Below are 12,672 nucleotides of genomic sequence, written 5' to 3' on the forward strand. Positions count from 1 at the left end.
GCGAGTGACAGAAGAGGAATGTGTCGCAGACCGAGCGAGGGCTAGTCCCGAAGCGAAGCGTTAAGTCGCTGTTATGCGTAGTTGCTTACTTAATCAAAAAACTCTCCAGTATCGAATAATTGCCCGCACTTTTCACATCTTAACTGCCAAGTCAATCCACCATATCTAGATCTTAAATATGCCCCAGTATCTTCTGAATATGTATGTCCCTTCCCATCAATACAATAATATGATTCTAACTTGATTTGGTCTACTAAGGGTTGTATTATAGGATCAGGTGCGTAATTTTCTAAAATCTCAGCAATATTTGTGCTATATATTGAGCTTGTCTGATTGAATATTTCATCAAAATCGGAATGGTTTTTACTCTCATTTTTGGGATGGGAAAAATCTTCTGTATTTTCTGTGCAAAAGTAATAAACATCTCCATCTTTATAATTTTTTTCTTTATAATCCTTGTAGCTCAATATATGTAAAGCGTCTGCTATTGAATTTTTGTTTCTATGGAAAGGAGCTCTCTTTTCTAATGCGAGATCTATTATTTTAACCCTTAATTCTGGGCTAATTGTTACTTTTGTTGCTAGATGGCTTTGTAAAAAATTTTTAACGATTTGAAATGAAAAATTTGTTTTATCTATTATTTTTTGTTCATTACTTTTAGCATAAGCAATAAGTTTTTGAAGGAGAACTTTCTCTTCTTCCGACACAAAATCGTATAATATTTTAACTTGATCTACAGAGGATTTGAAACTTTGTATGTAGCTTTTTTTTACATGCTCTTCATTTCTAATAAATTCATCTAAAATAATATCATTTGTTAAAATGGATATTTTCCTATCAGTTGCTAGAGATATAAGTTTGTTAGTGATTTGTCTATATTTGAATTTAGAGCAAATTGTTAACCATACGCAGGTGTCAATATATATTTTGATCATACAACCTTTCTCTTTGATTTTAAGCAATTACGCATAACGAATTAGTCTTCCCGAAGTTTCCCGCCCTGAGCCTTCGTAGAAGGCGTTAGGGAAGCGGGAAATTTGCCGAAGGCCGAGTGAGGCCTTGTGCCGAAACGTAGCGGGAAGATGCTGTTATGCGAAGTATTTGCGTTTATGTATCATATTGAATATAGTGATTTATTTTCTCAGCTATTGAGTGTGTGATTGGTTGTAATATTCCTTCCTTAATGTTGATTTGAAATAGTCTTTTGAAATTAATAGCCCTTTGTCCTTCATGTTCCATGACTGACGTTATACTATTAAGGAAAAAATAAAATTCAGGTGGGGTCTTCTTATTTATAAATAATTCGTTTAAAGCCATTATCTCTAATGGATCGCTATAATAATCAAAGAATGGTTTTACATAAGAATTTAGTTTTTCTCTTGCATCCTCGCTATTTGCAAATGCATTAAATTCAGGTTCCGAAGTCCCATTTTTCACATTCTCTAGGTTTTGAATTTTCCAAAAATCATCATGGTCTATTATATTTTTTAATGATATTACAATTAATCCTTTTGTCGCTTCTGATTTTTCTATTTGATCAATTGATTTTTCAATATGTTGAAATATTCCCTTCGGATTAGGTGAATGTAAAACTTTACAGGCTATTCCAATAGATTGACCTTCATAATCAAAAATAATATCTGGATTATCTCCCTTTGAAATGTTCGGATTGTCAAGTTTGACTTTCTGAGAAATTCTCATACAAGCTAGTGCGAGATATAATTCAAAAACTTTATTCGAATTAGAATCAAGAACAGAAGATTTATCATTCTGCTGAAATTTGGATTCTGCAAGTAGTTTTATGTGTGGTATTATTTCTGTATAACAAGGATGGTTGGAAATTTTTTTTATTTTTTCCACGATATCGTGAAATCCAAGAATATCTCGATAGGTTTGGCGGAAGTCCCATTTTTGTTCTACTGGAATTGAGCCTTTGTCTTGTTCGAATAATTTTGTAGATGCGAGAATTATCGCTTCAATTGAAGAATTATTTTGAATAGTAAAATTTAATTTTTTAAGATATTGTTCTGATTCATATAAGTCTTTTTCTAATTTTTTAAAGTCCATTTTTTATCCTTTTTGCAAATATTTCGCATAACGAACTAGACTTAACGATGTTCCCCGACCCTGAGTCCCGGCGGGACGTTAGGGACTGGCACGTAGCTTGCGAATGCACGCGAGTGACAGGAGGGGAATGTGTCGCAGACCGAGCGAGGGCCTGTCCCGAAGCGAAGCGTTAAGGCGCTGTTATGCGCTGGATGTTTACTTAAAAGAAAGATTAAATAATTTTTTGAAAGCTAGTTCTGTTAATTCTTTAAAATCATTTAATTCGCTATCAGTTGGGGAATTAGTTGCTTTTTTATGAATTAGATCGCATCGTTTGTCATAGTAAAATTTTATTTTTTTCCAATTTGCTTCAGTGATTTCACGTGGTGTCCCTTTAGTTACTTTTTTTATTTCGTTATGGACTTGTGTTCTATCGCTAAACATACCTTTAATACGATCTTCAGAATATTGCTGTCCTGAATCATGGAGTAAAAATTCTTTAAATCCGATTTCCAAAGATGAGTCTAATAGTAATAGATTTATTCTATTTTTTTGAGAAAGTCTTTTATTTTTTGATATATTTGTTACGGCGATTATCGTTTCATAAAGGCCGACTGTCCACGGTTTTTGTTTACCAGTTTCTTGATTTTTAAATTTTATTAAATCTTCTTCTCTTATTTTTACTGGAGGTAGAGCAAGTGAGTATGCTTTTTTGACTTTTGGAAAGTCTTGAATAGTTTTCTTTTCTATTGTTCCTTTATCATAGGCATAGATTTTTTCTTCGGCATCATTGTACAATCTTCGACAAAGACTCGCATAAGTTGTAACAATATCTATTAGCGTATCTCGAATGGTCTCAAAAAAAATACTTTCATAATTAATTCCTGACTTACTTGAATTCCATGGCATATACTGAGGGCTACCAAAGACTTTTATTATTACACGAGTTAAGGAGACAACCCCGTGTGGTTGTCCAGCTTTTCCAGATGTAAAACCAACTTCATAACTTTTTTCAGCTCGTGAGATCAATCTATCGTTACAATAGAAAAAAACTCCATAATCTCCTTGCCCAGCAGATCCGCCTTCCCTGGCTAAACCAGCTGTTATATAGCATTCAAGTTTTGAATTTTCTATTGTAATTGATGTTTTAATTTGTTTTGGTAAGTATTCTGGATTGTAACTCCATGAATTATCGAAAACTTTAGATTCTAATTTTCTATCGTTTACTTTAATAATAAGGTTTTTATTTTTTAAATAATAACCATAGGTGACTTCTAAATGATCTATAGCTCTTTCTATTAGCTCTTCATTGAGGGGAAAACGTAATCGCGTGAGCTCAATTATAGTTGTCCCTTCATTTATTGGATCAATTTCATAGTAAGGCAAATCCCATGAGTCATCGACTAGCCAATTGTCATCGACATCAATTTGATATGTTTTGTTTTTACTATACCTTGTTTTAAATTTTATATCTTGAGCCATTGCAACAACTGCTCTTTTGGATCCAACTCCGAATAAACCAATTATTGGATGACTTGAATCGCTCGTCGTTTGACCTGGACCAATGATAGTAGAAAGGTCGCTTTCTCTTATTCCACCAGCATTATCAATAATCTTAATGAGTCTTTGTGTGATATCGATTTCAATTTCGATTTCTAAACTTCGTGACTTTCCTTTTTTTATCCATTGATCTAGAGAATTATCGACTAGTTCGCATAATGATGCTTTTATATCATAGTCAGCTATGATAGATTTGAAAATTCTTTTGCTGGGCGATGCATTTAAGTTTCCTTTTTCTGTTTTCATTTTTTTGGTTTCTCTCTATAAAATTTAAACATCTTGCGCATAACGAATTAGACTAACCGACGTAGGCTGGCCCTGAGTCCCCGGAGGGGACGTTAGGGATTGGCACGACACTTGCGTAGGCAAGAGGAGTGACAAAAGCCTATGTGTCGGAGACCGAACGAGGGCGTAAGTCCCGAAGTGAAGCGGTTAGTTGCTGTTATGCGTAGTTATTTTAAGTATACTTTTAATTTTGGACTCATGAATTGCCCAGATTCATAGTTTATTGACTTTATCGTTCCAATTAAAGTTGTAACTTTATTTTTTTCCAAGTTTATAACTGATTTTTCATCAGGAAATACTTTTTGTATTTCTACTTGAATTTCATTATTTTGTTCAATCTCTGAAGTAGAATCTTCAATGTTTTTACTAATGATTTTAGAATCGTAATACTGCTCGCTTTTACCTAAATAATAGATTGCGTTATATTTTCCAGTTTCCTGCCAACAAGTATTGCAAAAAGCAAGTTGAAAAGCGATAGCGAATGCAATAAGCGGATTTTTTTCAATATTTCCATCTCCATATAATAATTGAGAAGAGGGATCATTTTTAATTTGTTGAATTAGTTTTTTTGATTGTTTGATTCCTTCAGGAGAAAGTTCTGTCTCAGCTTTTACATCATTTAAATTCACAGATTCGAAAGATATTTTTTTACCTATCCATTTTGAATTAATTTCTTTAAGGTAAGTTAACTGATTTTTACTTCGTAATTTCTTTTGAACTTCTGTGTCTTTTGGATTTGGATTAAATTTTACGATATCACCAAGGATATTAATAATTAAATCTTTATCTGCATCATTTTGGTTTATTTCTATTTGTTCTGAAACTGGATACTGATCATTTTCATTTTCTGGATTTTCACCTAGAATAATTGTGAAGTTTGCAAAAATTATAAGGCAAAATATAAATTTTTTTTTCATTTTTTTCTCTTTGAATTTTTTAAAATAATTACGCATAACGAACTAGACTTAACGACGTTCCCTGACCCTGAGTCCCGGACGGGACGTTAGGGACTGGCACGTAGCTTGCGTATGCGGGCGAGTGACAGAAGAGGAATGTGTCGCAGACCGAGCGAGGGCTAGTCCCGAAGCGAAGCGTTAAGTTGCTGTTATGCGCTGTTTATGACTTTATTCAATTTTTAGTCGGTAGATTTCGCTTTCTCCAACACCTTTTAAGTTGATCAACTCTTTAAATTTTGAATACTTTTCTTGAGATTCAGATGAAAGCTTGGCAAAAACTGAACTTGATAGCAGAACTTGATCGGGTTTTGATTCTCCATTAATTCGAGAACATCTATCTACTACTAATCCAATTGGATCGATAATTCCTTCTTTAAGTAATCCGAAATTTGAATTATATACATAACCAAAATCTATAGATATTTTCGACTTAAGTTGCCAGGTTTTATTATCGTACCTTGCAATGTCTCGAAACAAAGAATGGGAATCTGTGGCGCAGCGAATGACACTATCGGAGCTGATTTCCTCGGTGAAATATGCCATTACTTCATCACCAATTGTCTTTACTATCGAACCTTTAAATCTTTCGACAATGTTTATTATTCTATGAAGGTAGATTAACTGTCTTTCAATCCATATACCGTCAGGAATTTGATTTCCAAGACAATATGTTTTGAAATCTGTCGAGCCACATAAATCGATAAATAGAATATATAAACGAATCGGATCAGCTAGTGAAATATCTGCGCTTTTTGAAACAGAAGCTAGTGAATCTAAATCTACTGCTTTCATTTGTGTAGATTATTTTGTATCCTGAATTTTGTTTAAAACAAAATCTTCTCCAGTTATAGTTAAGCTCCATGCATTATCTATAAAATTTAATAGTGCTCTCTTTTTTGCCTTTGAGAGTATATCTGAATAATTCAAAGTATTGGCTTTTGGAATACCGACTTTTGTAAAAAGTACTTTTATATCGTTCGTAGAAATATCCTTTTTCTTTTCAATCCAATTTAAATAATAAATAAAGAATACAGCAAGATCAGTAGTTACTTTCATTCCGTTACAGTATTTTCGGTAATATTCATTAATGGTCATTGTGATTCCGCTTTTTCCTAAGTCGGTATGGCTTTCGGTTTTTGGTTTATTCGGTTTTGAATTTACCGGAATCGATTCTAAATACGTTGCTAATTCTTTTTGCTTGGATTCTATCCATTTCGGATCATGAGATTCAAGTTCAAGTTTGTTTTCCCCAATTTGGATTGTAATTCTATACGTTTCTGACATTTTTTGTTCCTTTTTTGTTATTATTTAAAATTTCATAAATAGCGCATAACGAACTAGTGTAAACGACGTTCCCCGACCCTGAGTCCCGGCGGGACGTTAGGGACTGGAACGACGCTTGCGTAAGCAAGAGGAGTGCCAGAGGGGAATGTGTCGTAGACCAAACGAGGGCGTAAGTCCCGAAATGCAGCGTTTACAGGCTGTTATGCGAAGTGGTATTATCCTGGATTATCTGATAAAACGACCGAATCCAAATCATTACTTCTTGGAATGTCTTTAGATAGTCGATAAATTAGTTCTTGTTTTTTTATCATTAAATTTGGAATTAGATTTTGTTCCGTACCTTCATCATATACAGGTGCTAGATAAAAAGCATTAAATTTTGAATATTGCCTTAGAAAATCGGAAAGATTGGTAGAATTCGGATTTGGGTTCATTCGATTGAATCTACCAATCGTTATAAAATATTCCATTGGAAATTCTAATTTACTTTCCTTATTCAGTTTTAATATATTCTCTACATTTGAGTTAATATGCACGGTATAACCATGCGGATTGTAGGTGAGTGGACCATCGATTATGGAAATTCGGATTTGTTCTTTTTTATCTACAGATCCGATCCTTTTTATCCACGTTGAAAATATTTTTTCTGCAGCCTGTTTCGACTGAAATCTCAAACCTAATACAGGTGGTAGTTCCATTTTTTTATCGTACAAAAAAACGGTACCATTCCAATTAGCTTCATTCCATAATTCAACATCAATAAATGTAGTTAAAATAGCACTTTTTCGTTCTTTTTCCTCTAGTGGTAGTAAATCTCCAAGAGGAGGTTTTTCTGTTTTTTTAATTCCTCGAATTCGCCAATAAAGTTTTTCATACTCATTTGGATTACTAACGTTATAAGCTGTCTGTCCTTGTATAGGAAGTGGTATAAACTTTAAATGAGTATCTTCGAATACTATTGGTATAATTTTTTCGTTTCTCGATTTATTATTATATATTAATTGGTAAATTAACGAAGATTCCCAGGTTACTCCCTTGCCAAAATCTATGCTTGGGGATTTTGGTTTAAGAAAATATGCTTCTGTAGCAACTATTAATATAAATTCTGAATTTACAATTTGATCTTCCATCCATCTTGGCCAACCTTCTGAAGGTGATTCCTCATATTGATCGATGATTGAATTTATACCCTGACTTCTGAATTTATTGGATAATCTCAAAATTTTATCCATTAATTCCTCGCTATCGTGGCTATAACTTATAAATACTTTTTTGTTTTGCTCATTCATATTTAAAAATAAAATTTATACCATTTCGCATAACGAACTAGACTTAACGACGTTCCTCGACCCTGAGTCCCGGAACGGGACGTTAGGGACTGGCACGTAGCTTGCGTATGCGGGCGAGTGACAGAAGAGGAATGTGTCGCAGACCGAGCGAGGGCTAGTCCCGAAGTGAAGCGTTAAGTCGCTGTTATACGACGTAGCCTATTTTTAAATATTAAGTTTAGCTAGAGATTCTAAAGTATTCTTAATCTCTTCTAATTTGTATTTTCCTTCTGCAACTCCAATAACGAAGTCATAGAGAATTTCATTTGAATCAGGAACGTCATATCCATTAATATCGAGAAATACTAGTGAAGATGCTAAGGCGACTCTTTTGTTCCCGTCCAAAAAGGGATGATTCTTACATAGATAGAATAAGTATGCTGCAGCTTTATCAAATAAGGAAGGATGTAAACTTACACCATCAAAAGTAGTCATTGGTTGATTAATTGCCGATTCTAAGAGTCCATAATCACGAATATCGGCTGCTCCACCATACATTTCAATTTGGTTTTTATGTATAAGTATTACGTCCTCAATAGAGAGAAAAATTGTATCATCCAGCATTTATTGCGCTAGTTTTTTGAGAGTTTTTCCGTGTGCTTTATTAATCTTATCTAAAGATTTAGCTAAATTCTTCTCAATTGGTTTGATAATTAAAGATTTACCATCAGTAGTAACTTCGAGCGTAGAATTTTGATCAATTTTTAGTAGTTCAAGAATAGGTTTCTCAATAACTAAAGCGGAGCTGTTTCCGTGTTGTACGAGTTTTTTTAACATATACAAGCCTGTATTAACAATGTAATAACATTGTATAAACAATTTCAATCAAAAAATGAAATTGTTTGAATTTAGTAAATCAGTAAAATTCTACAGAAATTAGATTTTTGGAGTAATTTGAAATGATTGTCTTTCATCTCTTAACTGCATTTTTATATTCAAAATCGTTTTTTAGGCTATGTCGTATAACGAACTAGGGGAGACGACGTTCCTCGAAGCTGAGCCTCCGTAGGAGGCGTTAGCGTCGGCGCGAATCTTGCGGATGCAGGAGACGTGACGGAGAGGAATGTGGCGCAGCCCGAACGAGGCCGTAAGTGCCGAAGTGAAGCGTTTCCCCGTTGTTATACGCCGTTTTTAAGTTCTAAAATTAGAAACATAAAATTGGTCATTGTAAGTTTCTATAATATTTTGTTTTCTAGGAATTGAAAAGACTAGTAAGCTCTTTCGGATTCGTCAAATCTATAATCTTTGTTTATATCTTTGTATTTTTTTAGTAAAATCCCGTTTTTATCGTATAATATCCATTCATCGTAATTTCCATCTTGGTCAAAGTCTATAAACTCGCTTATTTTTGTTCCAAATTTATCGTATAAGATTTCGATGGTATCGAATTCAAGATTATATGGATTTAGATACTCTGACTTTAAAATTCCTTCGAAATTAAAATACTTAGCATATTTTCGTATATCTGAGTTGTTTTCGAAACATTCTTCTGACAATAGTATAAGATTACTTTTACTATACCCTCGAAGACAATTATCATCATTATCAAAGTCGTACTCAATAGAAGAATTAGTAATTGAATTTTTTAATTTTATGTTTTTATCGATTTGGGTAAGGAAAAGTATAAAAAAGAAAATATTTGATATTAATAAAATACCACATAGTAAGTTTAAAAGAGCAATTTTGTCTTTTTTAAGTGAGATTTTTTTTATACTTTCATATCGGTTTAGTTTTTTATTGTCAAAAGTGTTTTCTTCAATTGAGTCTTCAATTTCGATTCCAGTTTCGATGATATTAATGGCATTTTCAAAGTCATCATCTGCCACATAAACTTCAATTAAATTAGAGTGTCTTGGTATAACTCCATTTAAAACATCTAAGTCCTCTCCCTTTGTGGTAACTCTAAGATTTTGTGATTTTAGAGCAGATTCGATGATCTTGATTTTTGTATAGTCAATTGAAGTAAAAACTAATTTCAACGTTGTTATTCCTTTTTCTGAAACAATATTTTAAAAATGTCGTATAACGAACTAGGGGAGACGACGTTCCTCGACCCTGAGTCCCGGAGGGACGTTAGGGACTGGCTCGTAGCTTGCGTATGCGAGCGAGTGACAGAAGGGGAATGTGGCGTAGCCCGAACGAGGCCGTAAGTGCCGAAGTGAAGCGTTTCCCCGTAGTTATACGGCGTTGATTTTCTCAGAGTTTATTTCCTCTAAAAAACTTGTTCGGTCGTTTAATTTTAATTGCAGATTTACTAACTCTTCACTGATTCTTTCGAAACTTGAAATTGATAGGCGAAATCTTATTTTGCTATGAAATATTACGATTTTTAGTGTGTCAAAAATCATAAATATAGGCATTGTGATCATATTAAATAATCCAGAGAATTCCTCTTCATCGAAGGAGTCTTTAGTTTGATAATAATCTCCGGCACTTGGGCTGCCATGTACAAACATTGAGCATTCTCCGTAATACTTTAAAACCATTTCAAAGTGATCGTAGATTTCCGAATGTTCTTTGAATCTGCTAGACACATGTTTAATTATGTTCTTTACATTAAATTGATTTATCGCGCTTTCAATTTCATTCTTCTGTAAATGGCGTACATTAGGAAAATGTTTATATATTTCGTCCCATAAATTAATTTTTTCTTCTTCGGTTAAATAATTGTGAATATTTTTATTTTTAACTGAAGTTATAAACTCTTCAATTTGGCCATACAGATGATAGTTTATTGACAGATTGATTTTTTCATCAAAATTGAGTATAATGTATTGGGCTTTTAGGTAATGTTCTAGTAGGCTTCGAAAAAGAATTCTCGATTGATAATATGATTTGTTTTTTAATAATCTAGTTATGGTAACGTAAGTATCCGAGCAACGAAAAAGTAGGTATAAAGCATCTCGCGCTTCTAATAATTCTTTACTATTTTTGAGATAGCTATTTATTAATAATACATCGTTTTCGATTATTCTCCAAAATTTTAGGTATATATTGTGGCAGCTATCGCATGATTTTTCAAGTGTTTTAAACTCATAGATAGATTTCATTTAGTTTAATTTAATCAATGCCGTATAACGAACTAGACTTAACGACGTTCCCTGACCCTGAGTCCCGGACGGGACGTTAGGGACTGGCACGTAGCTTGCGATTGCAGGCGAGTGACAGAAGGGGAATGTGTCGTAGACCGAGCGAGGGCACGTCCCGAAGCGAAGCGTTAAGTCGCTGTTATACGCCGTTTCCGATTGAGAATATTTATTTGAGCCACGGATGGCGTTTTTTTAGGCTCTTAATAAAACAAATTCTTCATTGTTTTTCTTTTTTTTGGGAACAGCTTTAATTTCAACATCGAAACCACAAGCATGAACATAGTCGACTAGTGTGGAGATTTTGATATCCGACCTAGACTCAATTCTAGAAACACTAACCTGAGAAAAACCATCGACATCAGTTTGCTTGATCCCTTGTTTTTGTCTAAGCTCAGCCAGTTTCAATTTGAAAATTTGTTTTTGAGCGTCAGCTTTTGCTTGATCTATAATATCTTGAGAAACAAATTTATTAAGATCTGTATCAAAACTTTTTAATTCTTTTCTCTTCTTGATCATTTTATAAATCTCCCAAATATTCAGAATATAATTCTTCCGATTTTTTAATCATTGTTGGATAGAATTTCTTAGAAGTGGCTTTATTGCCACCAATGAGTAAAATAGCATTTCTCTTTGGATCAAAAACGAAAAAAATCCTATAAGGTCTATTTTTGCTATTAACTCTAAGTTCCTTCAAATTTTTAATTTTAGAACCCGTAATTGTATCGACATGAGGTCTTCCAAGTCTAGGTCCAAATTCTTTAAGAATCTCGATAGAAACTAAAATATCCTTTTTAGCATCGTTATCGAGATTTTTTAACCAAAGAACTAATTCTCCGGTTCTTTTTATTTCATACACTTAGAGTAATATAACGTGCAGGTAATGTATGTCAAGAACTAAGTAATGGAATTTTTCCATCTTTTTTCATTCTTACGGGCACGGACGCCCGTTCTTTTTTTGATCTTTCGGAAATGTCGTATAACGAACTAGACTAACCGACGTAGGCTGGCCCTGAGTCCCTGGAAGGGACGTTAGGGATTGGCACGAGGCTTGCATAAGCAAGAGGAGTGACAAAAGCCTATGTGTCGGAGACCGAGCGAGGGCACGTCCCGAAGCGAAGCGTTTCCCCGTTGTTATACGCTGGTTTGAAAGTATAGGTTATTTAAGTTCATTAATTTCGAATCTGAAATTTCCATTAGTATCTTTATATTTTTTTTTCGAAAATCCATCATGATCGTATTCTATAAGTTCGTCAAAAATTCCATCTTTATCACTATCAATGTATTCAAAGATTTTTTTACCGTAATAATCATATGTAATTTCTTTTGTATCAAATTCCAATAATTCCGGATTAAAAACTTCACTGATAAGATTACCATTGATGTTGTAATATTTTGCGTTTTTCCTAATTCCTGTAGATCTATCATAACATTGCGTAGATATCGGAATTCTTTCGTAATTTTCGCTTTTTAAACTCTCGTATAAGCAGTTATCCTCGTTGCTGAAATAGTAGTTCATATTTGGGCTGAATGTTGCGTTGTAGAATTTTTTAAAATTGTCAATTTCGAGAAGATAGAGAACCAGAAACACGACAGATGTTATCGCTAGAATCGCAGATGAAAATTTGTATAATGCTAGTTTGTCTTTTTCTTTAGCTAATGCTTTTATTGCGTCATATTTATTATTAGGAATTTCATCGATTTTATCTTCTTCAAATAGTCGATTTGGACTTTTTGCATTTTCAATAATAGAAATTGCATCATCAAATTCTTCTTCATTTACATATAATTCCAAAAGATTAGAATTTCTAGGAATAATACCATTTAAAACATCTAAATCTTCGCCTTTTAGTATAGATTTTATTCCATTTGCTAATAGTGTAGATTCGATTATTTTGATTTTATTGTAATCTATTGAAGTGAATACTAATTTCATTTTGTTTCTGTTTTGATTTTTTTCAAACTTGCGTATAACGAACTAGACTTAACGACGTTCCTCGACCCTGAGTCTCGGAGAGACGTTAGGGACTGGCACGTAGCTTGCGTTTGCGAGCGAGTGACAGAAGAGGAATGTGTCGCAGACCGAGCGAGGGCTAGTCCCGAAGCGAAGCGTTAAGTCGCTGTTAT

The 12,672-nt window shown here is 33.6% G+C and carries 14 protein-coding genes; all 14 read right to left on the reverse strand.

Annotation, left to right across the window (positions count from 1 at the left end):
• Positions 1–89: 89 nt before the first annotated feature.
• Complete coding sequence (locus EHQ49_RS16710) at positions 90–935, reverse strand: PIN domain-containing protein (protein ID WP_135580801.1); 846 nt, start codon at positions 933–935, stop codon at positions 90–92.
• 172 nt (positions 936–1,107) lie between these two features.
• The gene (locus EHQ49_RS16715; RefSeq protein ID WP_135580803.1) at positions 1,108–2,067 is read right to left on the reverse strand and encodes a hypothetical protein; all 960 of its coding nucleotides are present in this window, start codon (positions 2,065–2,067) and stop codon (positions 1,108–1,110) included.
• Positions 2,068–2,262: 195 nt separating this feature from the next.
• Positions 2,263–3,852 carry an ATP-binding protein gene (locus EHQ49_RS16720; RefSeq protein WP_135580805.1) on the reverse strand — a complete coding sequence of 530 codons (1,590 nt, stop codon included), beginning with the start codon at positions 3,850–3,852 and terminating at the stop codon, positions 2,263–2,265.
• Positions 3,853–4,058: 206 nt separating this feature from the next.
• Positions 4,059–4,808 (reverse strand): hypothetical protein, encoded by a 750-nt coding sequence (locus EHQ49_RS16725; RefSeq protein WP_135580807.1) that lies wholly within the window; start codon positions 4,806–4,808, stop codon positions 4,059–4,061.
• Positions 4,809–5,015: 207 nt separating this feature from the next.
• A complete protein-coding gene (locus EHQ49_RS16730) occupies positions 5,016–5,639 on the reverse strand; it encodes an adenylate/guanylate cyclase domain-containing protein (RefSeq protein ID WP_135580809.1) in 624 nt (207 codons plus the stop codon).
• Positions 5,640–5,648: 9 nt separating this feature from the next.
• The gene (locus EHQ49_RS16735) at positions 5,649–6,131 is read right to left on the reverse strand and encodes a hypothetical protein (protein ID WP_135580811.1); all 483 of its coding nucleotides are present in this window, start codon (positions 6,129–6,131) and stop codon (positions 5,649–5,651) included.
• Between the two features lie 215 nt (positions 6,132–6,346).
• Positions 6,347–7,420, reverse strand: coding sequence for a toll/interleukin-1 receptor domain-containing protein (locus EHQ49_RS16740; protein ID WP_135580813.1), 1,074 nt, complete (start codon positions 7,418–7,420; stop codon positions 6,347–6,349).
• Positions 7,421–7,624: 204 nt separating this feature from the next.
• Entirely contained in the window at positions 7,625–8,023 is a 399-nt protein-coding gene (locus tag EHQ49_RS16745) for a type II toxin-antitoxin system death-on-curing family toxin (protein ID WP_135580815.1), read from the reverse strand.
• The gene (locus tag EHQ49_RS16750) at positions 8,024–8,236 is read right to left on the reverse strand and encodes an AbrB/MazE/SpoVT family DNA-binding domain-containing protein (RefSeq protein WP_135580817.1); all 213 of its coding nucleotides are present in this window, start codon (positions 8,234–8,236) and stop codon (positions 8,024–8,026) included.
• Positions 8,237–8,667: 431 nt separating this feature from the next.
• Positions 8,668–9,438 (reverse strand): putative signal transducing protein, encoded by a 771-nt coding sequence (locus tag EHQ49_RS16755; RefSeq protein ID WP_167483021.1) that lies wholly within the window; start codon positions 9,436–9,438, stop codon positions 8,668–8,670.
• A 198-nt stretch (positions 9,439–9,636) separates the two neighbouring features.
• On the reverse strand, positions 9,637–10,509 hold the full coding sequence (locus tag EHQ49_RS16760) for a DUF5677 domain-containing protein (RefSeq protein WP_208732242.1): 873 nt from the start codon (positions 10,507–10,509) through the stop codon (positions 9,637–9,639).
• A gap of 231 nt (positions 10,510–10,740) precedes the next feature.
• Complete coding sequence (locus tag EHQ49_RS16765) at positions 10,741–11,064, reverse strand: helix-turn-helix domain-containing protein (protein WP_135580821.1); 324 nt, start codon at positions 11,062–11,064, stop codon at positions 10,741–10,743.
• 1 nt (position 11,065) lies between these two features.
• Positions 11,066–11,404 (reverse strand): type II toxin-antitoxin system RelE/ParE family toxin, encoded by a 339-nt coding sequence (locus EHQ49_RS16770; RefSeq protein ID WP_135580823.1) that lies wholly within the window; start codon positions 11,402–11,404, stop codon positions 11,066–11,068.
• Positions 11,405–11,704: 300 nt separating this feature from the next.
• Positions 11,705–12,481, reverse strand: coding sequence for a putative signal transducing protein (locus EHQ49_RS16775; protein WP_135580825.1), 777 nt, complete (start codon positions 12,479–12,481; stop codon positions 11,705–11,707).
• Positions 12,482–12,672 lie beyond the last annotated feature (191 nt).

Source organism: Leptospira perdikensis, assembly GCF_004769575.1.
GTDB lineage: Bacteria > Spirochaetota > Leptospiria > Leptospirales > Leptospiraceae > Leptospira_A > Leptospira_A perdikensis.

Coding starts and splice junctions, on each gene's coding strand:
- EHQ49_RS16710 (WP_135580801.1), bottom strand. CDS start 935: ATGATCAAAATATATATTGACACCTGCGTATGGTTAACAATTTGCTCT.
- EHQ49_RS16715 (WP_135580803.1), bottom strand. CDS start 2,067: ATGGACTTTAAAAAATTAGAAAAAGACTTATATGAATCAGAACAATAT.
- EHQ49_RS16720 (WP_135580805.1), bottom strand. CDS start 3,852: ATGAAAACAGAAAAAGGAAACTTAAATGCATCGCCCAGCAAAAGAATT.
- EHQ49_RS16725 (WP_135580807.1), bottom strand. CDS start 4,808: ATGAAAAAAAAATTTATATTTTGCCTTATAATTTTTGCAAACTTCACA.
- EHQ49_RS16730 (WP_135580809.1), bottom strand. CDS start 5,639: ATGAAAGCAGTAGATTTAGATTCACTAGCTTCTGTTTCAAAAAGCGCA.
- EHQ49_RS16735 (WP_135580811.1), bottom strand. CDS start 6,131: ATGTCAGAAACGTATAGAATTACAATCCAAATTGGGGAAAACAAACTT.
- EHQ49_RS16740 (WP_135580813.1), bottom strand. CDS start 7,420: ATGAATGAGCAAAACAAAAAAGTATTTATAAGTTATAGCCACGATAGC.
- EHQ49_RS16745 (WP_135580815.1), bottom strand. CDS start 8,023: ATGCTGGATGATACAATTTTTCTCTCTATTGAGGACGTAATACTTATA.
- EHQ49_RS16750 (WP_135580817.1), bottom strand. CDS start 8,236: ATGTTAAAAAAACTCGTACAACACGGAAACAGCTCCGCTTTAGTTATT.
- EHQ49_RS16760 (WP_208732242.1), bottom strand. CDS start 10,509: ATGAAATCTATCTATGAGTTTAAAACACTTGAAAAATCATGCGATAGC.
- EHQ49_RS16765 (WP_135580821.1), bottom strand. CDS start 11,064: ATGATCAAGAAGAGAAAAGAATTAAAAAGTTTTGATACAGATCTTAAT.
- EHQ49_RS16775 (WP_135580825.1), bottom strand. CDS start 12,481: ATGAAATTAGTATTCACTTCAATAGATTACAATAAAATCAAAATAATC.